Raw genomic sequence first — 21517 nt, forward strand, 5'->3', positions numbered from 1 at the left:
ATCCTTGCCATGCACTTCCTTTGTACCTCCCACGGCCTGGCCGAAGGCCAAAGCCGCGCCTTCAGCGTAGACGGCATCGAACTGTTCGGCGTACGCCGCCAGGGCCAGGTGTACCTCTACCGCAATCGTTGCCCGCACCGCAGCATCCCGCTGAACTGGGCGGAAGATGCGTTTCTCGATGACAGCGCCAGCCTGATTCACTGCGCCCATCATGGCGCGCTGTTCCTGATCGAAAGCGGCGAATGCGTGGCCGGGCCGTGCGAGGGCGAGCAACTGCAGGCCCTAGGCTGCCACGAGGACAGCCAGGGCATCTGGTTCAAGGGGTAAGCAGCACCGGCAGGCGGCGGTCGATGACGATGCCTTCGGCGTCCAGGCGCGTGCCGTAGGCCAGCACCTCCACCCCGTCCGCCACCGCCGCGCGCAGGGCCTGGGCATAGGCCGCATCGATTTCCTCGGCCGGGCGCACCGCGTCGATACCGGTCAAGTTCACGCAATACAACTGCACCGCCCGCACGCCCTGCCTGGCCAGCTTCGCCAGCTCGCGCAGGTGTTTGGCACCGCGCTGGGTCACCGCATCAGGGAAGGCCGCGACCGTGCTGTCTGGGTAGCCCAGGGTCACGCTCTTGACCTCGACATAGGCCGGGGCACCGTCGAATTCCAGACGAAAGTCGATGCGGCTGCCTTCCTCGCCGTAGGCCACTTCACGCCTTAGAGCACTGAAGCCGGCCAGTTCGGCGATGATACCGGCACGCAGGGCCTCTTCGACCAGCGTATTGGCCCGCCCGGTATTCACACAGGCCAGCCGCCCCTGCGGGGTTTCGCTGATTTCCCAGGTGCCCGGGAGCTTCCGCTTGGGGTCGTTGGAGCGGCTGAACCACACCTGCCCGCCTTCACGCATGCAGTTGAGCATGGAGCCGGTGTTGGGGCAGTGGATGGTCAGCTGTTCGCCGCCGGGCAGTTCGATATCCGCCAGAAAGCGTTTGTAGCGGCGCAGCAGGCGTCCCTGTTCGAGTGGGGGATGGAATTGCATCAGCCTTGCCAGCTCCGCAGACCGCGGGCGATCCGTTGTACCGCCTCTTCCAGGCGCGGCAGGCTTTGGGTGTAGGCAAAGCGCACATGGTGGCCGGCCAGGTGACGGCCGAAGTCCAGGCCCGGGGTGAAGGCCAGGTGCTCGGTCTCCAGGAAGTGCCGGCAGAAGGCGAACGCGTCACCGCCAAAGGCACTGATGTCGGCATACAGGTAGAACGCCCCCTGCGGCTCGACGGCAATGCGGAAGCCCAGTTCGCGCAGGGCAGGCAACAGGTAGTCGCGGCGGCGGGCGAACTCGGCCCGGCGCTCCTCGAAAATGGCCAGGGTCTCGGGCTGGAAACACGCCAGCGCGGCATGCTGGGCCATGCTGGGCGCACTGATGTACAGGTTTTGTGCCAGCTTCTCCAGGTCGGCCACCGCGCCAGGAGGCGCCACCAGCCAGCCGAGGCGCCAACCGGTCATGCCGAAATACTTGGAAAAACTATTCAGGACGAATGCCGAGTCGTCCACTTCCAGCACGCTGGGTGCGTCCATGCCATAGGTCAGCCCGTGGTAGATCTCGTCCACCACCAGGTGGCCATGCCGTTCGCGGGTGGCGCGGGACAGGCCGGCCAGCTCGTCACGCCCCAGCACGGTGCCGGTCGGGTTGGCCGGCGAGGCGACCAGGGCTCCGACCGTGTCCTTGTCCCAGTAGCGGTCGACAAGGTCGGCAGTCAGCTGGTAATGCACGTCCGGGCCCACCGGCACCAGCTGCGCCCCGCCCTCGACCAGGCGCAGGAAGTGGCGGTTGCACGGGTAGCCTGGGTCGGCCAGCAGCCAGTGCTTGCCTGGGTCTACCAGCAAGCTGCTGGCCAGCAGCAGCGCACCGGAGCCACCCGGGGTGATGAGGATGCGTTCAGGGTCGACACTCAGGCCGTAACGCTGGCCATAGAACCCGGCAATGGCTTCGCGCAGTGCCGGCAGGCCGCGTGCGGCGGTGTAGCGGGTGTGCCCGGCAGCCAATGCTGCCTGGCCGGCGGCAACGATGGGCGCGGCCGTTGTGAAGTCCGGCTCGCCGATTTCCAGGTGGATCACGTCGTGCCCGGCCGCCTGCAGCTCGTTGGCCCGGGCCAGCAGCGCCATGACGTGGAAGGGTTCGATGGCGCGGCTGCGCGCACTGTAGGGGTGGGCCATGACCTTCTCTCAATTGGGTCTAAACTGGAGATTCTACCTCTGCACGCCACCGAACGTGCGGCTTGCGCCGCTGTCAATTACCAGGATCGGGCGGGGTAGCGCACCCCCGATCTATCTGGTAAGTTCGGCGGCTCGCAGTCGCAGGGCCGGCGGGTGCCGGAGATGGAGCAGCCTGCGCATTGGATCAGATGAGTGAGAGGCGGTCTATTCATGTCCACCGTAGAAAAGCAAAAAGCCCAGACCATGTACGGTGTCGAGCCCTACGTAGAAACCAAGGGTGAAGAGTACATGGGCGAGCCCATGAAAAAGCACTTCACCAAGCTTCTCGGCGCCTGGAAGCAAGAGCTGATGAACAGTGTCGACCGCACTGTGGACCACATGAAGGACGAGGCAGCCAACTTCCCCGACCCGGCCGACCGTGCCAGCCAGGAAGAAGAATTCGCCCTGGAGCTGCGCAACCGCGATCGCGAGCGCAAGCTGATCAAGAAAATCGACAAGACCCTCGACAAGATCAAGGCCGACGAGTACGGCTGGTGCGAATCGTGCGGCATCGAGATCGGCCTGCGTCGCCTGGAGGCCCGCCCTACCGCCGACCTGTGCTTCGACTGCAAGGAAATCGCCGAGAAAAAGGAAAAGACGGTCGGCAAAGGCTGATCTTTCTTTCCACCTGAACGGGGCGCATCATGCGCCCCGTTTCATTTATATGCCCAGCCTGACCATGACCGAATCAAGCTATATCGGGCGTTTCGCCCCCACCCCCAGCGGCTTCCTGCACTTCGGCTCGCTGGTCGCAGCCCTCGCGTCCTGGCTCGATGCCCGCGCCGTGAACGGCCGCTGGCTGCTGCGCATGGAAGACACCGACCCGCCTCGGGAAATGCCCGGTGCTCGCGATGCGATCCTGCAGACCCTGGAGCGCTACGGCCTGGAGTGGGACGGCGAAGTGGTGTTCCAGAGCCAGCGGCACGATGCCTATGCCGCGGTGGTCGACCGCCTGTTCAACATGGGCCTGGCCTACGCCTGCACCTGCTCGCGCAAGCAGCTTGAGGGTTACAACGGCGTTTACCCGGGCCTTTGCCGCAATGCCGGGCATGCTCGGGAAGGCGCGGCGATCCGCCTGCGCGTGCCAGAGCTGATCTACCGCTTTACCGACCGCGTGCAGGGCGAGTTCCAGCAGCACCTGGGGCGTGAAGTGGGCGATTTCGTCATCCAGCGCCGCGACGGCCTGTATGCCTACCAGCTGGCGGTGGTACTGGACGATGCCTGGCAAGGTGTTACCGACATCGTGCGTGGCGCCGACCTGCTCGACAACACCCCGCGCCAGCTGTACCTGCAAGAGTTGCTGGGCTTTTCGCAGCCGCGTTACCTGCATATTCCGCTGATCGTGCAGCCGGACGGGCACAAGCTGGGCAAGTCGTACCGCTCGCCGCCGCTGCAGGCGGACCAGGCGACACCGCTGTTGCTGCGGGCGCTGCGGGCGCTAGGGCAGGAAGCAGACCCCGAGTTGTTGCTGGCAACGCCGGCGGAGGTATTGGCGGTAGCTCGCAAGCAGTGGCGGCCCGAGGCGATTGCGCAGCGGACCACGGTGCCTGAGGCTGATTTGCGCTGAGGCATTACCGGCCTCTTCGCGGGCACGCCCGCTCCCACAGGAACTACACCACCTTCAAGATTTGTGGTTTACCTGTGGGAGCGGGCGCGCCCGCGAAGAGGCCGGCACAGGCAACCCACCCCCAAAAACAAAAGACCAATAAATTCAACCTCTTGGCGAACACCATGGATTCCCGCTAGCATCCGCCCAGCCATTTGCGCCAATAATAAGTCCAAGCCCGCAGCGCCCAACCATCGAGGCCAGCATGTACATCTATCGTTTGGTCCTGCTTCTGGTCGTGGGGATCTACCTGTTCTCCCCGGCCATCATGGACTGGTGGATCGAACCGACCGGAGCCTGGTATCGCCCTTACCTGCTCTGGCTGATCCTGATCGTCGTCACCTTCATCCTGCAGAGCCAACGAGATGCCGATGAGCTTTAGCCTGACCCAGATGATCCTGATCAGCGCCGCGTACCTCATGGTGCTGTTCGGCGTGGCCTGGATCAGCGAGCGGGGGTTGATCCCGCGCTCGATCATTCGCCACCCGCTGACCTACACCCTGTCGCTGGGCGTATACGCCAGTGCCTGGGCCTTCTATGGCTCGGTGGGCCTGGCCTACCAGTACGGCTACGGCTTCCTTGCCTGTTACCTGGGGGTGTCCGGCGCGTTCCTGCTGGCGCCGGTGCTGCTCTACCCGATCCTCAAGATCACCCGTACCTACCAGCTGTCCTCGCTGGCCGACCTGCTGGCGTTCCGTTTCCGCAGCACCTGGGCCGGGGCGCTGACCACCATCATCATGCTGATCGGGGTGCTGCCCTTGCTGGCCCTGCAGATCCAGGCGGTGGCCGACTCGATCAGCATCCTCACCGGTGAACCGGTCAAGGCACGGGTAGCCTTCGCCTTCTGTGCGCTGATCATCCTGTTCACCATCTTCTTCGGCTCGCGGCACATCGCCACACGCGAAAAGCACGAAGGGCTGGTGTTCGCCATCGCCTTCGAGTCGGTGATCAAGCTGCTGGCCCTGGGCGGTATCGGCCTGTACGCCCTGTATGGCGTGTTCGGCGGCCCGCACGAACTGGAAGTGTGGCTGCTGCAGAACCAGACCGCCCTGGCGGCTCTGCATACGCCACTGCAGGAAGGCCCATGGCGCACCCTGCTGCTGGTGTTCTTCGCCTCGGCCATCGTCATGCCGCACATGTACCACATGGCCTTCACCGAAAACCTCAACCCGCGCTCGCTGGTCAGCGCCAGCTGGGGCCTGCCGCTGTTCCTGCTGCTGATGAGCCTGGCCGTGCCGCTGGTGCTGTGGGCCGGCCTGCGCCTGGGCGCCACCACCAACCCCGAGTACTTCACCCTGGGCCTGGGGCTTGCCGCCAACAACCAGGCACTGGCGCTGCTGGCCTACGTCGGCGGCTTGTCGGCCGCCAGCGGGTTGATCATCGTCACCACCCTGGCGCTGTCGGGCATGGCCCTCAACCACCTGGTGCTGCCGCTGTACCAGCCGCCGGCCGAAGGCAACATCTACCGCTGGCTGAAGTGGACCCGCCGCGCGCTGATCGTCGCCATCATCACCGCCGGGTTCATGTTCTACCTGACCCAGAACAACCATCAGAGCCTGGCCAACCTGGGCATCGTCGCCTTCGTGGCCACGTTGCAGTTCCTGCCGGGCGTGCTGTCGGTACTGTACTGGCCGACTGCCAACCGCCGTGGCTTCATCGCCGGCCTGCTGGCCGGCACCCTGGTGTGGATGGTGACCATGCTGCTGCCCCTGCTGGGCAACCTGCAGGGCTTCTACATCCCGCTGCTGGACATGATCTACGTGCTGGACGACACCAGCTGGCACATGGCGGCCATCGCCTCGCTGGCGGCCAACGTGCTGTTGTTCACCCTGATCTCGCTGTTCACCAACGCCAGCAACGAAGAAGTCAGCGCCGCCGAAGCCTGCGCGGTGGACAACGTGCGCCGCCCGCAACGCCGCGAGCTGCACGCCGCCTCGCCACAGGAGTTCGCCACCCAACTGGCCAAGCCGCTGGGCGCCAAGGCCGCACAAAAGGAGGTGGAGCAGGCCCTGCGCGACCTCTACCTGCCATTCGACGAGCGCCGCCCCTATGCCTTGCGCCGCCTGCGCGACCGCATCGAGGCCAACCTGTCCGGCCTGATGGGGCCGAGCGTAGCCCAGGACATGGTCGAGACCTTCCTGCCGTACAAGTCCGGTAACGAGAACTACGTGACCGAGGACATCCACTTCATCGAAAGCCGCCTGGAAGACTACCACTCGCGCCTGACCGGCCTGGCCGCCGAGCTCGACGCCCTGCGCCGCTACCACCGCCAGACCCTGCAGGAACTGCCCATGGGCGTCTGCTCGCTGGCCAAGGACCAGGAAATCCTGATGTGGAACAAGGCCATGGAAGAGCTCACCGGCATCGCTGCCAAGCACGTGGTCGGCTCGCGCCTGGTCACCATCAGCGAACCCTGGCGCGGCCTGCTGCAAGGCTTCATCAACGTGCCCGACGAGCACCTGCACAAGCAGCGCCTGGCGCTGGACGGCCAGCCGCGCTGGCTGAACCTGCACAAGGCGGCCATCGACGAGCCGCTGGCCCCGGGCAACAGCGGCCTGGTGCTGCTGGTAGAGGACCTTACCGAAACCCAGGCGCTGGAAGACAAGCTGGTGCACTCCGAACGCCTGGCCAGCATCGGCCGCCTGGCTGCCGGCGTGGCACACGAGATCGGCAACCCGATCACCGGCATCGCCTGCCTGGCGCAGAATCTGCGCGAGGAGCGTGAGGGCGATGGCGAAATCATCGAGCTGTCCAGCCAGATTCTCGAACAGACCAAACGGGTATCGCGCATCGTCCAGTCGCTGATGAGCTTCGCCCATGCCGGCGGCAGCCACCAGAACAGCGAAGAGCCGGTATGCCTGGCTGAAGTGGCACAGGACGCCATCGGTCTGCTGGCGTTGAACCGGCGCAATTTCGAAGTACAGTTCTTCAACCTCTGCGACCCGGAGCACTGGGCCGAAGGGGACCCGCAGCGCCTGGCCCAGGTGCTGATCAACCTGCTCTCCAACGCCCGGGACGCCTCGCCGCCCGGCAGCGCCGTGCGCGTGCGCAGCGAAGTCAGCGAGCACACCGTCGACCTGATCGTCGAGGATGAGGGCAGCGGGATCCCGAAGAACATCATGGACCGCCTGTTCGAACCCTTCTTCACCACCAAGGACCCGGGCGAAGGAACCGGACTGGGGCTCGCTCTGGTCTATTCCATCGTGGAAGAGCATTATGGGCAAATCACCATCGACAGCCCGGCCGATATCGAACGGCAACGTGGCACCCGGATCCGCGTGACCCTGCCCCGGCATGTCGTAGCGACGTCCCCTGAAATTCGAGACCGTCGAGAGAATTGAATCAATGCCGCACATTCTGATCGTCGAAGACGAAACCATCATCCGCTCGGCCTTGCGTCGCCTGCTCGAACGGAACCAGTACCAGGTCAGCGAAGCCGGCTCGGTGCAGGAAGCCCAGGAACGCTTCAGCATTGCCACCTTCGACCTGATCGTCAGCGACCTGCGCCTGCCAGGCGCGCCCGGCACCGAACTGATCAAGCTCGGCCAGGGCACTCCGGTGCTGATCATGACCAGCTACGCCAGCCTGCGCTCGGCGGTAGACTCGATGAAAATGGGCGCGGTGGACTACATCGCCAAGCCCTTCGACCACGACGAGATGCTGCAAGCGGTGGCGCGTATCCTGCGCGACCGGCAGAACGCCCCGGCTGCCGCACCGGCGGCCGAGCCACGCGCCACCAATGGCAAGGCCGCCCCGGCCGACAAAGGCAGCACGGCAGCCGCCAATGGCGAAATCGGCATCATCGGCTCGTGCCCGCCGATGCAGGACATGTACAGCAAGATCCGCAAGGTCGCGCCCACCGATTCCAACGTGCTGATCCAGGGCGAGTCGGGCACCGGTAAAGAGCTGGTCGCACGCGCCCTGCACAACCTGTCGCGTCGGGCCAAGGCACCAATGATTTCGGTGAACTGCGCAGCCATCCCCGAGACACTGATCGAGTCCGAGCTGTTCGGCCACGAAAAAGGCGCGTTCACCGGCGCCAGCGCCGGGCGCGCCGGCCTGGTGGAAGCTGCCGATGGCGGTACCCTGTTCCTCGACGAAATCGGCGAACTGCCGCTGGAAGCCCAGGCCCGCCTGCTGCGCGTGCTGCAGGAAGGCGAGATTCGCCGGGTGGGTTCGGTACAGTCACAAAAGGTCGATGTACGCCTGATCGCCGCGACCCACCGCGACCTGAAGAACCTGGCCAAGGCCGGCCAGTTCCGTGAAGACCTGTATTACCGCCTGCACGTGATCGCCCTGAAACTGCCTGCCCTGCGCGAGCGCGGCAGCGACGTCAACGAAATCGCCAGCGCCTTCCTCGCCCGCCAGAGCGCGCGCATCGGCCGCGACGACCTGCACTTCTCGGCCGAAGCCGAGCAGGCCATTCGTCACTACAGCTGGCCGGGTAACGTGCGAGAGCTGGAAAACGCCGTTGAGCGTGCGGTGATCCTCAGCGAGAGCGCAGAAATTTCCGCCGACCTGCTGGGCATCGACATCGAGCTGGGTGACCTGGAGGAGGACGAAATCCTCGACAACGCCCTGGTCGTGGCCAGTTCGGCGAACGCCAGCCATGAGCCGACCGAGGACCTGTCGCTGGAAGACTACTTCCAGCACTTCGTGCTCGAGCACCAGGACCACATGACCGAGACCGAACTGGCCCGCAAGCTCGGGGTCAGCCGCAAGTGCCTGTGGGAACGCCGCCAGCGCCTGGGTATCCCGCGGCGCAAGAGCAACGCTACCAGCGAGTAACTCAACCTGCCCGCCACCGTACGCCGCAGCCTATGTGGCGCCTGTGAGATCGAGCGCCGCCCGCGCGGCGCTTCGCGGCACAAGGCCGCTCCCACATCTGTTTCGGGCCAATCATTCCTGTGCCAGATGGGTTGCAGCCTTGGTGCATGGCTGAAGTTGATGAAGAGCTGTCGCGCCCCCCTTGATATCGAATGGAACAGACAAGGCGGGCAGAGGAGACCTCACAGGAGAGACTGGCCCGAAACAGATGTGGGAGCGGCCTTGTGCCGCGAAGCGCCGCGCGGGCGGCGCTCGATCTCACAGGCGCTGAACGTGTCACGGCGAACACCCAGGTAACACCTCAGCCCCCGCAAAAATCTGTTACCCAAGCTTTCCGCCGTAACAGTTCCCGAGGCGTACGGTAACGAAATTTCGACATTTTCGACCGCTGAAAAACTGCTCGCCACCTCCAAGCCCTTGATTTTACTGGGTTTGCAAAAGTTGGCACGGCACCTGCTATATGTCTGGTACAAGAACAATAACAAGCACTGCAACTCAGAATAAGAACAAGACGAAACGGCTCACGCACAATAAAAACAAGACGGCGGAGGCGCAGCTAACTGATTCTTTTGGAGAGGATGCGTGTTTGGGGCTTGCCCCACAACCAGGCAGAGAACAATAAAAACTGCACTAAAAAGCAGCGCCTGAACTGGTTGGATCGACAGATCAACGTGACATCAGCGACCAAAGCAATCCGTTTGCTCTTAACCCCTGGATTGGGGGTCGTCCACAAGCTTCGAGATTTGTGGACAGGGCACTCAACAAAAACAAGAAGCCCAGCAAAAAAACAATAAGAGCACGCAACGACTTCTTGGGGAGCTTAGGCTCCCCTTGTCGTTTCTACCCTTCCGGCAGGCATCCTGCTACCCGCCTACACCATTCCTTGAGTAAATGCTAGAATCCCCGCCCATCATGCGGCCATTCTCCTATTCTTGGCCGAACATTCCTTCAAACAGTGCATCCCATGCTGAAGAAGCTGTTCCAGTCGTTCCGCCCGCCCGTACCGGGCCCGCACCACAGGCGCACCACGCCTGAGGTGATCAACAAGAGCCAGCACTCGCTGCAACGCCACCAGTTCAGCCGCCATGCGGTGAACATCGTGGAACGCCTGCAGAGCGCCGGTTACCAGGCTTACCTGGTCGGTGGCTGTGTCCGCGACCTGATGCTGGGTATCACGCCGAAAGACTTCGACGTCGCCACCAGTGCCACCCCCGAACAGGTCCGTGCCGAGTTCCGCAACGCGCGCATCATTGGCCGCCGCTTCAAGCTGGTCCACGTGCATTTCGGCCGTGAGATCATCGAAGTCGCCACCTTCCGTGCCCACCACTCGGAAGACGACCAGGGCGACAGCCACCGTTCGTCGCACAATGCCAGTGGCCGCATCCTGCGTGACAACGTGTACGGCACCCTGGAAGAGGACGCGCAACGTCGCGACTTCACCATCAACGCCCTGTACTACGACCCGGTCAGCGAGCGCATCCTCGATTACGCCAACGGCGTGCACGATATTCGCAACCGCCTGCTGCGCCTGATCGGTGACCCTACCCACCGCTACCAGGAAGACCCGGTGCGCATGCTGCGCGCGGTGCGTTTCGCCGCCAAGCTCGACTTCGGCATCGAAAAGCACACGGTCCAGCCGATCCGCGAGCTGGCCCCACTGCTGCGCGAGATTCCGCCAGCGCGCCTGTTCGAAGAGAGCCTCAAGCTGTTCCTCTCCGGCCAGGGCGCCATCGTCTTCGAAATGCTGGTCGACCTGCAGTTGTTCGAGCCGCTGTTCCCGGCCAGTTCGCATGCCCTGGACGAGCGCCCGACCTACACCCACACGCTGATCAGCCAGGCATTGAACAACACCGACCTGCGCGTGAAGCAAGGCAAACCGGTAACCCCGGCCTTCCTCTTCGCCGCGCTGCTGTGGCCAGCCCTGCCGGCCCGCGTGCTGCATCTGCAGAACCAGGGCGTGCCGCCGATCCCGGCCATGAACGGTGCGGCCCACGACCTGATCGCCGAGCAATGCGCACGCATCGCCATCCCCAAGCGCTTCACCCTGCCGATCCGCGAGATCTGGGACATGCAGGAGCGCCTGCCACGCCGCAGCGGCAAGCGCGCCGACATGCTGCTGGACAACCCGCGCTTCCGCGCCGGCTACGACTTCCTGCTGCTGCGCGAAAGCGCCGGCGAAGAAACCGACGACCTCGGCCAGTGGTGGACCGACTACCAGGATGCCAACGACAGCGAGCGCCGCGAGATGATCCGAGAGCTGGGCAGCCGTGACGAAGGCACCGGCGCCGGCCCGCGCAAACGCAAGCGTAGCGGTGGCAAGCGCAAGCGCAGTGGCGACGAGGCGTTCGAGTGAGTACCCGCGCCTATATCGGCCTGGGCAGCAACCTGAACGCACCTGCCGAGCAGCTGCGCAGCGCCTTGCAGGCCCTCGACCAGGTCGAAGCCACGCGCCTGGTGGCGGCCTCGGCCCTGTACACCAGCGATTCGCTGCTGCCCGGCCAGCCGCGCTATACCAACGCCGTCGCCGCCCTGGACACTGCCCTGCCACCGCTGGCCCTGCTCGATGCACTGCAGGCCATCGAGAACGATCAGGGCCGCGTGCGCAAGGAACGCTGGGGCCCGCGCACACTGGACCTGGACATCCTGCTGTTCGGCGACCAGGTGCTCGATGAGCCGCGCCTGAAAGTGCCGCATTACCACATGCATGCCCGCCCTTTCGTGCTGTACCCGCTGGCGGAACTGGTACCGGGCGATTTCCGCCTGGCCGACGGCCGCGCCCTCGCGCAACTGCTCGACGACTGCCCGTTCGTCGGCCTGGAACGCCTGTAAACCGGGCGTTCCAGCCTTGCACACTGGCGCGGTAACGCCAGTAACACCCTGATCGTAACAATGCGGTAACAGGGTGATTGACTTCCCCAACCTCGCTCACGACTATAGGCGTCCCGTGTGGCACCAAAGTGCCGCATACCCGTATTTAGGCCCGGACGGACCTGTGCCCGAACATCACGCGCGATGATGTGCCGCTCCGGAAGATGACTACACGCGTTGAATGCAGTCGTTTCTTACAGCGCCTGAACGAGGAATTTCCTACATGCCTGAAGTAACCCTGACCACCCTCAATGGCCTCAAGGCCAAGGGTGAAAAAATCACCATGCTGACCTGCTACGACGCGACCTTCGCCAAGGCCGCCAGCCAGGCCGGTGTCGAAGTGTTGCTGGTGGGCGACTCGCTGGGCATGGTCCTGCAAGGCCACGACAGCACACTGCCGGTGACCACCGCGGACATGGCCTACCATACCGCCAGCGTCAAACGTGGCAACGACGGCGCGCTGATCCTCGCCGACCTGCCGTTCATGGCGCACGCCACCCCGGAGCAGGCCTTCGCCAACAGCGCCACGCTGATGCAGGCCGGCGCCCACATGATCAAGATCGAAGGCGCTGCCTGGCTGGCCGAGACCATCCGCCTGCTGGCCGAGCGTGGCGTGCCGGTGTGCGCGCACATGGGCCTGACCCCGCAGACTGTCAACGTGCTGGGCGGCTACAAGGTGCAGGGCCGCCAGGAAGCCCAGGCCCGGCAGATGCGCGCCGACGCCATCGCCCTGGAACAGGCCGGTGCAGCCATGCTGCTGCTCGAATGCGTGCCCAGCGAACTGGCGGCGGAAATCACCAGTGCCGTATCCATCCCGGTGATCGGCATTGGCGCCGGCAGCGGCACCGATGGCCAGGTACTGGTCCTGCACGACATGCTCGGGCTGTCGCTGAGCGGCCGGGTACCGAAGTTCGTGAAGAACTTCATGCAAGGCCAGCCGGATATCCACAGCGCCCTCGTCGCTTACGTCGAGGCGGTCAAGCAAGTCAGCTTCCCAGGCAGCGAACACGGGTTCAGTGCATGAATACAGTCAAGACCGTCCGCGAACTGCGCGCCGCAGTCGCCCGCGCCCGCGGTGAAGGCAAGCGCATCGGCTTCGTGCCGACCATGGGCAACCTGCACAGCGGCCATGCCGCCCTGGTGACCAAGGCTGCGCAGCGCGCCGATTTCGTGGTCGCCAGCATCTTCGTCAACCCGCTGCAGTTCGGCGCCAACGAAGACCTCGACAAGTACCCGCGCACCCTGGCCGCCGACCAGGAGCGCCTGCTCCAGGCTGGCTGCAATCTGCTGTTCGCGCCCAGCGTCGAAGAGATGTACCCCGACGGCATGAGCGTGCAAACCCGCGTCAGCGTGCCCCACCTTTCCGAAGGCCTGTGCGGCGCCAGCCGGCCCGGGCATTTCGAAGGCGTGGCCACCGTGGTCAGCAAGCTGTTCAACATGGTCCAGCCCGACCTTGCCGTGTTCGGTGAAAAGGACTTCCAGCAGCTGGCGGTGATCCGTGCCATGGTGCGCGACCTGAACATGCCGATCCAGATCATCGGCGAGCCCACCGTGCGGGCCGAGGACGGCCTGGCGCTGTCGTCGCGCAACGGTTACCTCACGCCTGAGCAGCGTGCTGCGGCGCCAGCGTTGTACCGCACGCTGCAGCACATCGCTGCTGGCATCGGCCGTGGCCAACGGGACTTTGCCGCGCTGGTTGCCGAAGGCCAGGCGCAGTTGACCGCCGCTGGTTTCCGGCCGGATTACCTGGAAGTGCGTCATGCCGTGAGCCTGCGCCCGGCAGTGATCGATGATCGAGACCTGGTGGTAATCGCGGCGGCTTACCTGGGTAACACACGGTTGATCGACAACCTGTACCTGCATCTGGAAGAGAAGACCGCGTAACGGCCTGGGGCTGCCTTGCAGCCCATTCGCAGCACAAGGCTGCTCCTACAGAAGATCGCCTTCCTTTGTAGGAGCAGCCTTGTGCTGCGAAGGAGCGCAAAGCGCCCCCCAAATTCCCCCGCCATACCCATTCCCTGCAAGTGGCCTTTGCCTATAATGGTGCCAGCCTGAACCCGGCAATGAGTGCCGTGTCCAAGGTCTCACCACGCACCAAGGGAACCCCGCGCAATGGCGTATTACCGTACACCCCACGATGTCACGGCCCTGCCCGCCTGGCAGGCGCTCCAGCAACACCGCGACGCCATGCAAGGTTTCAGCATGCGCGAAGCCTTCGCCGCCGATGCCAAGCGCTTCGACCAGTTCTCCCTGAGCTCCTGCGGCCTGTTCCTCGACTACTCGAAAAACCTGATCACCGAACAAAGCCGCGACCTGCTGGTGAACCTGGCCAACGAAGTGGGCCTGCAGGACGCCATCAAGTCGATGTTCAGTGGCGAAATCATCAACGCCTCCGAAGGCCGCCCGGTGCTGCACACCGCCCTGCGCCGGCCGGTGGGCGACAAGCTCAGCGTCAACGGCGTGAACGTCATGCCGGAAGTGCACAAGGTGCTCAACCAGATCACCGAACTGGTCGGCCGCATCCACGACGGCCTGTGGCGCGGCTACAGCGAAAAACCGATCACCGACGTGGTCAACATCGGCATCGGTGGCTCGTTCCTCGGCCCCGAACTGGTCTCCGAGGCGCTGCTGCCCTACGCCCAGCGCGGCGTGCGCTGCCACTACCTGGCGAACATCGACGGCAGTGAGTTCCACGAGCTGTCTGCCAACCTGCGCGCCGAAACCACCCTGTTCATCGTCTCGTCGAAGTCGTTCAACACCCTCGAGACCTTGAAGAACGCCATGGCCGCGCGTACCTGGTATCTGGCCCAGGGCGGCTCGGAAGCCGAGCTGTACCGCCACTTCATCGCCGTTTCCAGCAACAAGGCCGCCGCCGTGGCCTTCGGCATCCGCGAAGAAAACATCTTCCCGATGTGGGACTGGGTGGGCGGGCGCTACTCGCTGTGGTCGGCCATCGGCCTGCCGATCGCCCTGGCCATCGGTACCGCCAACTTCAAAGAACTGCTGTCCGGTGCCTACACCATGGACCAGCACTTCCAGACCGCGCCGTTCGAAAAGAACATGCCGGTACTGCTGGCCCTGCTGGGCGTGTGGTACGGCAACTTCTGGGGCGCCCAGAGCCACGCGATCCTGCCGTACGACCACTACCTGCGCAACATCACCAAGCACCTGCAGCAGCTGGACATGGAGTCCAACGGCAAGAGCGTGCTGCAGGACGGCACCCCGGTGAAAACCGACACCGGCCCGGTGATCTGGGGCGGCGTCGGCTGCAACGGCCAGCATGCCTACCACCAGTTGCTGCACCAGGGCACCCAGCTGATTCCGGCCGACTTCATCGTGCCGGTGGTGAGCTTCAACCCGGTGGCCGACCATCACCAGTGGCTGTACGCCAACTGCCTGTCGCAGAGTCAGGCGCTGATGCTGGGCAAGACCCGCGAAGAAGCCGAAGCCGAGCTGCGTGGCAAAGGCCTGAACGAAGCGGACATCGAAAAGCTGGCCCCGCACAAGGTGATCCCGGGCAACCGCCCGAGCAATACCCTGGTGGTGGAGCGCATCAGCCCACGCCGCCTGGGCGCGCTGGTGGCGATGTACGAGCACAAGGTCTTCGTACAGAGCGTGATCTGGGGCATCAACGCCTTCGACCAGTGGGGCGTGGAGCTGGGCAAGGAGCTGGGCAAGGGCGTTTACCAACGCCTGGTCGGCAGCCTGGAAGACAGCGCCGAAGATGGCTCTACCCAAGGCCTGATCAACTACTTCCGCGGCCGTCACCGCGGTTGATCCCAAAGCCGTCACACGGTCGCTCCGTGTAGGAGCGGCCTTGTGTCGCGATGGGCCGCAGAGCGGCCCCAACAATTGATGCGCCAGCGCTGAGATCCCGGGGCCGCTCTGCGGCCCATCGCGACACAAGGCCGCTCCTACAGGGACCGAGTCTACCCTCAAGGAACATCACCTCTGGCTACACTGTCCTATCGAATAGCCGTTGCAGTCCATCGCCCCTTACAAGAGCAGGACCACCCGCCATGTTCGATATCCGCAACTACCCCCAGGCCCTGGCCGTCAGCCAGTCCGCCGCCCTCACCCCCGACGAGTACCGCCGCCTCTACCGCCAGTCGGTGGATGACCCCGACACCTTCTGGGCCGAACAGGCCAAGCGCCTGGACTGGATAAAACCCTGGTCGAGCGTGCAGCAATGCGACCTGAAGACCGGCAGCGCCCGCTGGTTCGACGGCGCCCAGCTCAACGTCAGCTACAACTGCATCGACCGCCACCTGGCCCGACGCGGCGAACAGACCGCCCTGCTGTGGGAAGGCGATGACCCCAAGGACTCCAAGGCCATTACCTACCGCGAACTGCACCGCCAGGTCTGCCGCCTGGCCAATGCGCTGAAAGCACGCGGGGTGAAGAAAGGCGACCGGGTGTGCATCTACATGCCGATGATCCCCGAGGCCGCCTTCGCCATGCTTGCCTGCACCCGCATCGGTGCCATCCACTCGGTGGTATTCGGCGGCTTCTCGCCAGATGCTCTGCGCGACCGTATCCTCGATGCCGACTGCCGTACGGTGATCACCGCCGATGAAGGCGTGCGCGGCGGCAAACGCATCCCGCTGAAACAGAACGTCGACAAGGCCCTGGCCAGCTGCCCCGCGGTCAGCAGTGTATTCGTGGTGCGCCGCACCGGCGGCGATGTCGCCTGGGCCGAAGGCCGTGACCTCTGGTACCACGAGGCAACGGAAAAAGCCGGCGACGACTGCGCTCCCGAGCCGATGGGCGCCGAAGATCCGCTGTTCATCCTCTACACCTCCGGCAGCACCGGCAAACCCAAAGGCGTGCTGCACACTACCGGCGGCTATCTGCTGCAGGCCACCCTCACCTTCAAGGTGGTATTCGACTACCGTGACGGCGAGGTGTTCTGGTGCACCGCCGATGTCGGCTGGGTCACCGGGCACAGCTACATCGTCTATGGCCCGCTGGCCAATGGCGCGATCTCGCTGATGTTCGAAGGCGTGCCCAACTACCCGGACACCTCGCGCTTCTGGCAAGTGGTGGACAAGCACCAGGTGAACATCTTCTACACCGCCCCGACCGCCCTGCGCGCGCTGATGCGCGAAGGCTCCGCGCCGCTGCAAAACACTTCACGCCAGAGCCTGCGCCTGCTGGGCAGCGTCGGCGAGCCGATCAACCCCGAAGCCTGGGAGTGGTATTTCGAGGAAGTCGGGCAAAAGCGCTGCCCCATCGTCGATACCTGGTGGCAGACCGAAACCGGCGGCATCATGCTCACCCCGTTGCCCGGCTCGCAGTCGCTCAAGCCCGGCTGTGCCACCCAGCCCATGTTCGGCGTGCAACCAGTGCTGCTGGACGAAAAGGGCAAGCTCATCGAAGGCCCCGGTGCCGGTCTGCTGGTGATCAAGGCCAGCTGGCCCGGGCAGATCCGTAGCGTCTATGGCGACCATCAGCGCATGGTCGACACCTACTTCAAGCCGATGCCCGGCTATTACTTCACCGGCGACGGTGCCCGCCGCGATGCCGATGGTGACTACTGGATCACCGGGCGTATCGATGACGTGATCAACGTTTCCGGCCACCGTATCGGTACCGCCGAAGTGGAAAGCGCGCTGGTGCTGCATGACAGTGTCGCCGAAGCGGCGGTGGTCGGTTACCCCCACGACCTCAAGGGCCAGGGCGTTTATGCCTTCGTCACGCCCATGAATGGCGTAACGCCGGACGACGCGCTCAAGGCCGAGTTGCTGGCCCTGGTCAGCAAGGAAATCGGCAGTTTCGCCAAGCCCGAGCTGATCCAGTGGGCCCCGGCGCTGCCCAAGACCCGCTCAGGCAAGATCATGCGGCGTATACTGCGCAAGATCGCCTGCAACGAACTCGACAACCTGGGCGATACCTCGACCCTGGCCGACCCAAGCGTGGTGCAGGGCCTGATCGACAAACGCCTCAACCAGTAACCGGCGGCCGCTGTTCATGGCCGCCCTGAACCACAGGTCGCCATGGAAGCCCTTCGCCGCCGCATCGAAACCCAGGTCATGAGCCTTACCGGGCTGGCCCTCGGCCAGCTCGATCTGGAATCGCCCAAGGGCGACCCTGGCCTGTTCGGCCCGCACAGCATCAGCTGGCGGGTACATGGCGACTTCCCGAGCATGCTAGTCGGTGGCATCAGCGCCCTCATGCTGCAATTGCTGCACCCGCTGGCCCTGGCCGGGGTGTGGGACCATTCCAACTTCCGTGAAGACCTGCTCGGCCGCCTGCGCCGCACCAGCCAATTCATCTCCGGCACCACCTTCGGCGCCACCCGCGATGCCGAGTGGCTGATCGACAAGGTGCGCACCATCCACCTGCAGGTGACCGGCACCGCGCCGGATGGCCGCCCATATGCGGCCAGCGACCCGGACCTGCTGACCTGGGTGCATGTGGCGGAAGTCAGCAGCTTCCTCGCCGCCCACCTGCGTTACCGCAACCCGCACCTTGCGCGCGCCGAGCAGGATGCCTACTACGCAGAGATCGCGCTGATTGCCGAGCGCCTTGGCGCCCGCGACGTGCCGCGCTCGTGCCAGCAAGTCGAGGACTACCTGCAGCGCATGCGGCCGCAGTTGCACTGCGACGCCCGCAGCCATGAGGTGGTCAGCATCCTGCTCGATGCCCCCGCCCCCAGCCGCCTGGCACAGCCGGTGGGCAAGCTGATGCTGCACGCCGGCATCGACCTGCTGCCGGCCTGGGCCCAGGCCATGCTCGACCTGCAGCACGGCCCGTTGCAGCGGCGCATGATCCGCCTGGGCCTGCAACGCACCGCGCCGATATTGCGCTGGGCGATGCGCGACGGCTCGGCGCATCGGGCCAAACGGCGCATGGGTATCGAATGAGGTCAGATGGTCGCCTCAGCGGAACTGATTTAACGTGCCATACTCCAAGCTCTCCTGCTTAGACAGACGAAGCGACACATGTACAAAGGATTGACTCGCGCCGCTGGCGCACTGCTGGCCCTCGTAGCCCTCTACAGCCTTCTCGGCTTTCTCGTTCTCCCCGGTGTCGCGCTGCGCATCGCCAACCAGCAGTTGGCCCAGTACGCGACCGTGCCTGCCCACCTCGAACGGATCGAGCTCAACCCCTTCAGCCTCGAGCTGACGCTGTGGGGCCTGCAGATCGGCGAGCCGGGCAAGGAGCAGGTCGGCTTCGAGCGGCTGTACGCCAACCTCTCGCTCGACAGCCTGTGGAGCGGTGCCCTGCACCTGGACGCCGTGGAACTGGTCAAACCACGCAACGAAGTACTGTTCGCCAGGGACGGTACCCTCAACCTGACCCGCCTGTTCAAGCTGCCAGCCAGCGAAGCCAAGCCTGACGAGCCGCCCAGCGACCCGTTCCCGCTACGTATCGGCAGCATCAAGCTCAGCGACGGCTACCTGCACTTCGAGGACCTGCGCCCGAGCGAGCCGATCGAGTTCCTCTACGACAACATGAACCTGGAGCTGAAAAACCTCAGCACCCTGCCCAACGACAATGCCGACATGACCCTGGTGGCCATTGGCCCCAACGGCGGGCGTATCGACTGGAAAGGTACCCTGAGCCTGGCGCCGATCGCCTCTGAAGGCACACTGAAGATCACCGAAGGCAAGATGAAGGCATTCTGGCCCTATGTGCGCGATGCCGTGCCACTGGTGCTGGAAGAGGGCGTGGTCAGCCTCGACACCCACTACAAGCTCAACCTTGCCAAACAGACCGAACTGTTGCTGGACAACGCGTCGGTGCGCATCGCCCCGTTTGCCATCAAGGCCCCGGATGGTCGCCCGCTGGCACGCCTGGCCAGCCTGGAAGTAAGCGAAACCTCGGTCGACCTAGTCAAGCAGCTGGTCACCGTGGGCAAGATCCGCAGCGAAAAACTGGAAACCTGGGCTGCGCTGGAAAAGGACGGCCAGCTTGACTGGCAGAAGCTGTTCGCCAGCCAGCCGGCCAAGGCTACGCCGAAGGAAAAGGCCGAGCCGGCAGCCGCCGAACCCACGCCCGAACAGCAAGCCGCCAAGGAGCCGAGCAAACCCTGGCAGGTGCTGCTCAAGGATGTGCAACTGCGTAACTACCTGGTGCACCTGGCAGACCGTACCCAGAAGGAGCCGGTGGCCCTCGACGTCGGCCCGCTCAACGCCGACCTGCAAGGTTTCGACAGTCTCAACAAGTCGCCCTTCACCCTCAAGCTCGATACCGGCGTGGGCAAGCAAGGCAAACTGCAGGCGGCCGGCCAGGTCAACCTGGCACCCATCTGGGCCAAGCTGGACGTGAGCACCCGCGACATCGACCTGCGAGTGGCCCAGGCCTATATCAGCCCGTTCATCCTGCTGGAGCTGCGCAGCGGCATGCTCGCCAGCGACCTCAAGGTCGACCTGAAGAACACCGCACCGCTGGCCTTCAGCGTTACCGGCAAGGCACAGGTCAGCCAGCTGCACACCCTCGACACCATCAAGAGCCGTGACTTCGTCAAATGGCAGCAGGTGAATGTCGACGGCCTGTCCTACGTGCACGGCGATGCGCTGTCGATCGACAAGGTGACTCTGCTGCAACCCTATGCGCGCTTCATCATCAACGAGGACCGCACCACCAACATCAACGACCTGCTGATCCCGCAGCCGGCCGGCGCCCCGGCGACCAGCCAGGCCAAGCCGGCCGCTGCCAGCAACGACAAGCCGCTGGGCATCCACATCGGCCAGATCGACATCAACGACGGCTCGGCCAACTTCGCCGACCTGTCCCTCACCCCCAACTTCGCCACGGCCATCCAGCAGCTCAACGGCCGGATCGGCACCATCGACAACCGCAAGCCGTTGCCGGCCAAGGTCGACGTCAAGGGCAAGGTCGACCGCTACGCGCCGGTCACCATCAAAGGCGCCCTCAACCCGTTCAACCCGCTGGCCAGTCTGGACATCGCCACCAGCTTCAAGCGGGTCGAGCTGACCACACTCACCCCCTACTCCGGCAAGTTCGCCGGCTTCCGCATCCGCAAGGGCCGGCTCAACCTCGACCTGCACTACCTGATCACCAATGGCCAGCTGAAGGCCGAAAACAAGGTGGTGGTAGAGCAGCTGCAGTTGGGCGAGAAGGTCGACAGCCCGGACGCAGTGGACCTGCCGATCCGCCTGGCGGTGGCGCTGCTGAAGGACACCGAAGGCAAGATCTCGATCGAGCTGCCGGTGTCCGGCGACCTCAACAACCCGCAGTTCAGCGTGATGCCGATCGTCTGGCAAACCCTGCGCAACCTGGTGTTGCGTGCGGCGCAGGCACCGTTCAAGTTCATTGGCGGGCTGGTTGCCGGCGGTGGCTCGGAAGACCTGGGCAACGTGGCCTTCGCCCCGGGCTCCAGCGAGCTCGGTAGCGACGCCCAGGCATCGCTGGACAAGCTGGCGTCGGCCCTGAAGGAACGCCCGGAACTGCGCCTGGAAATCGAAGGCACCAGCGCCCAGGCCAGCGATGGCCCGCTGATCGCCCAGCAGCGCCTGGAGCGCGAGTACCAGGCCACCTGGTACAAGATCCTGCAGCGTCGCGGTGACAAGGTGCCGGCCAATGCCTCGATGCTGGTGGTCGACGACAGTGACAAACCGGCGATGCTCGAAGGCATCTACCGTAACCGCCTGAAGCAGCAGCCGCCTGCCGAATGGGAGCAACTGGGCCGCGACGAGCGCACCGCCAAGCTGCGCGAGGCGGTGATCAAGTCCTGGGCCGAGAGTACTGCGCTACTGCGCACGCTGGGCCAGGAGCGGGCCAGCAGCATCAAGGATTACCTGGTGGACAAGGGCCAGCTGGAAGATGACCGGGTGTACTTCATCGATACCAACCTGGGCCAGGCCGAGAGCGATGGGCGGGTGGTGACGCCGATGCATCTGGATGCCGAGTAACTTCTACTAGCAGGTCCGGCCTCTTCGCGGGCTTGCCCGCTCCCACAGGGACCGCACACAGTTCAAGGCCTGTGCAGTACCTGTGGGAGCGGGC

General features: G+C 64.5%; 16 protein-coding genes. 14 read left to right on the forward strand and 2 right to left on the reverse strand.

The features are described 5' to 3' along the window. The first annotated feature begins 9 nt into the window (after positions 1-9). On the forward strand, positions 10-327 hold the full coding sequence (locus tag C163_RS22415) for a Rieske (2Fe-2S) protein (protein WP_025340682.1): 318 nt from the start codon (positions 10-12) through the stop codon (positions 325-327). Here C163_RS22415 and sfsA read toward each other — a convergent pair. After that, on the reverse strand, positions 317-1030 hold the full coding sequence (sfsA, locus tag C163_RS22420; protein ID WP_025340683.1) for a DNA/RNA nuclease SfsA: 714 nt from the start codon (positions 1028-1030) through the stop codon (positions 317-319). The genes C163_RS22415 and sfsA overlap by 11 nt on opposite strands. Further along, entirely contained in the window at positions 1030-2202 is a 1173-nt protein-coding gene (locus C163_RS22425; protein ID WP_025340684.1) for a pyridoxal phosphate-dependent aminotransferase, read from the reverse strand. Before C163_RS22425 ends, sfsA begins: the two co-directional genes overlap by 1 nt. Before the next feature lie 210 nt (positions 2203-2412). On the opposite strand from C163_RS22425, the gene dksA reads away from it, so the two are divergent. The 13 genes from dksA (at position 2413) to C163_RS22490 (ending at position 21423) form a co-directional block, all read left to right on the forward strand. After that, positions 2413-2856 (forward strand): RNA polymerase-binding protein DksA, encoded by a 444-nt coding sequence (gene dksA, locus C163_RS22430; RefSeq protein WP_025340685.1) that lies wholly within the window; start codon positions 2413-2415, stop codon positions 2854-2856. Positions 2857-2920: 64 nt separating this feature from the next. After that, positions 2921-3808, forward strand: coding sequence for a tRNA glutamyl-Q(34) synthetase GluQRS (gluQRS, locus tag C163_RS22435; protein WP_025340686.1), 888 nt, complete (start codon positions 2921-2923; stop codon positions 3806-3808). 244 nt (positions 3809-4052) lie between these two features. Next, entirely contained in the window at positions 4053-4229 is a 177-nt protein-coding gene (locus C163_RS27260) for a hypothetical protein (protein WP_003250005.1), read from the forward strand. Further along, positions 4213-7188, forward strand: coding sequence for a sensor histidine kinase (locus C163_RS22445; RefSeq protein ID WP_025340687.1), 2976 nt, complete (start codon positions 4213-4215; stop codon positions 7186-7188). Before C163_RS27260 ends, C163_RS22445 begins: the two co-directional genes overlap by 17 nt. Before the next feature lie 4 nt (positions 7189-7192). Next, positions 7193-8635 carry a sigma-54 dependent transcriptional regulator gene (locus tag C163_RS22450; protein WP_025340688.1) on the forward strand — a complete coding sequence of 481 codons (1443 nt, stop codon included), beginning with the start codon at positions 7193-7195 and terminating at the stop codon, positions 8633-8635. Positions 8636-9638: 1003 nt separating this feature from the next. Further along, positions 9639-11027 (forward strand): polynucleotide adenylyltransferase PcnB, encoded by a 1389-nt coding sequence (locus C163_RS22455; protein ID WP_015271847.1) that lies wholly within the window; start codon positions 9639-9641, stop codon positions 11025-11027. Continuing rightward, on the forward strand, positions 11024-11503 hold the full coding sequence (gene folK, locus C163_RS22460) for a 2-amino-4-hydroxy-6-hydroxymethyldihydropteridine diphosphokinase (protein ID WP_025340689.1): 480 nt from the start codon (positions 11024-11026) through the stop codon (positions 11501-11503). Before C163_RS22455 ends, folK begins: the two co-directional genes overlap by 4 nt. A gap of 262 nt (positions 11504-11765) precedes the next feature. Beyond that, positions 11766-12566 (forward strand): 3-methyl-2-oxobutanoate hydroxymethyltransferase, encoded by an 801-nt coding sequence (panB, locus tag C163_RS22465; protein WP_025340690.1) that lies wholly within the window; start codon positions 11766-11768, stop codon positions 12564-12566. Next, positions 12563-13426: a pantoate--beta-alanine ligase gene (panC, locus tag C163_RS22470; protein ID WP_025340691.1), complete on the forward strand. Its 864-nt coding sequence runs from the start codon at positions 12563-12565 to the stop codon at positions 13424-13426. Before panB ends, panC begins: the two co-directional genes overlap by 4 nt. 228 nt (positions 13427-13654) lie before the next feature. Continuing rightward, on the forward strand, positions 13655-15319 hold the full coding sequence (pgi, locus tag C163_RS22475) for a glucose-6-phosphate isomerase (protein WP_025340692.1): 1665 nt from the start codon (positions 13655-13657) through the stop codon (positions 15317-15319). Between the two features lie 242 nt (positions 15320-15561). Further along, positions 15562-17496 carry an acetate--CoA ligase gene (acs, locus tag C163_RS22480; protein ID WP_025340693.1) on the forward strand — a complete coding sequence of 645 codons (1935 nt, stop codon included), beginning with the start codon at positions 15562-15564 and terminating at the stop codon, positions 17494-17496. A 42-nt stretch (positions 17497-17538) separates the two neighbouring features. Beyond that, entirely contained in the window at positions 17539-18408 is an 870-nt protein-coding gene (locus tag C163_RS22485) for an oxygenase MpaB family protein (RefSeq protein WP_025340694.1), read from the forward strand. Between the two features lie 78 nt (positions 18409-18486). Further along, on the forward strand, positions 18487-21423 hold the full coding sequence (locus tag C163_RS22490) for a DUF748 domain-containing protein (protein WP_025340695.1): 2937 nt from the start codon (positions 18487-18489) through the stop codon (positions 21421-21423). Positions 21424-21517 lie beyond the last annotated feature (94 nt).

Origin of the sequence: Pseudomonas sp. FGI182 (genome assembly GCF_000511325.1) — a bacterium.
GTDB classification, from domain to species: domain Bacteria; phylum Pseudomonadota; class Gammaproteobacteria; order Pseudomonadales; family Pseudomonadaceae; genus Aquipseudomonas; species Aquipseudomonas putida_Z.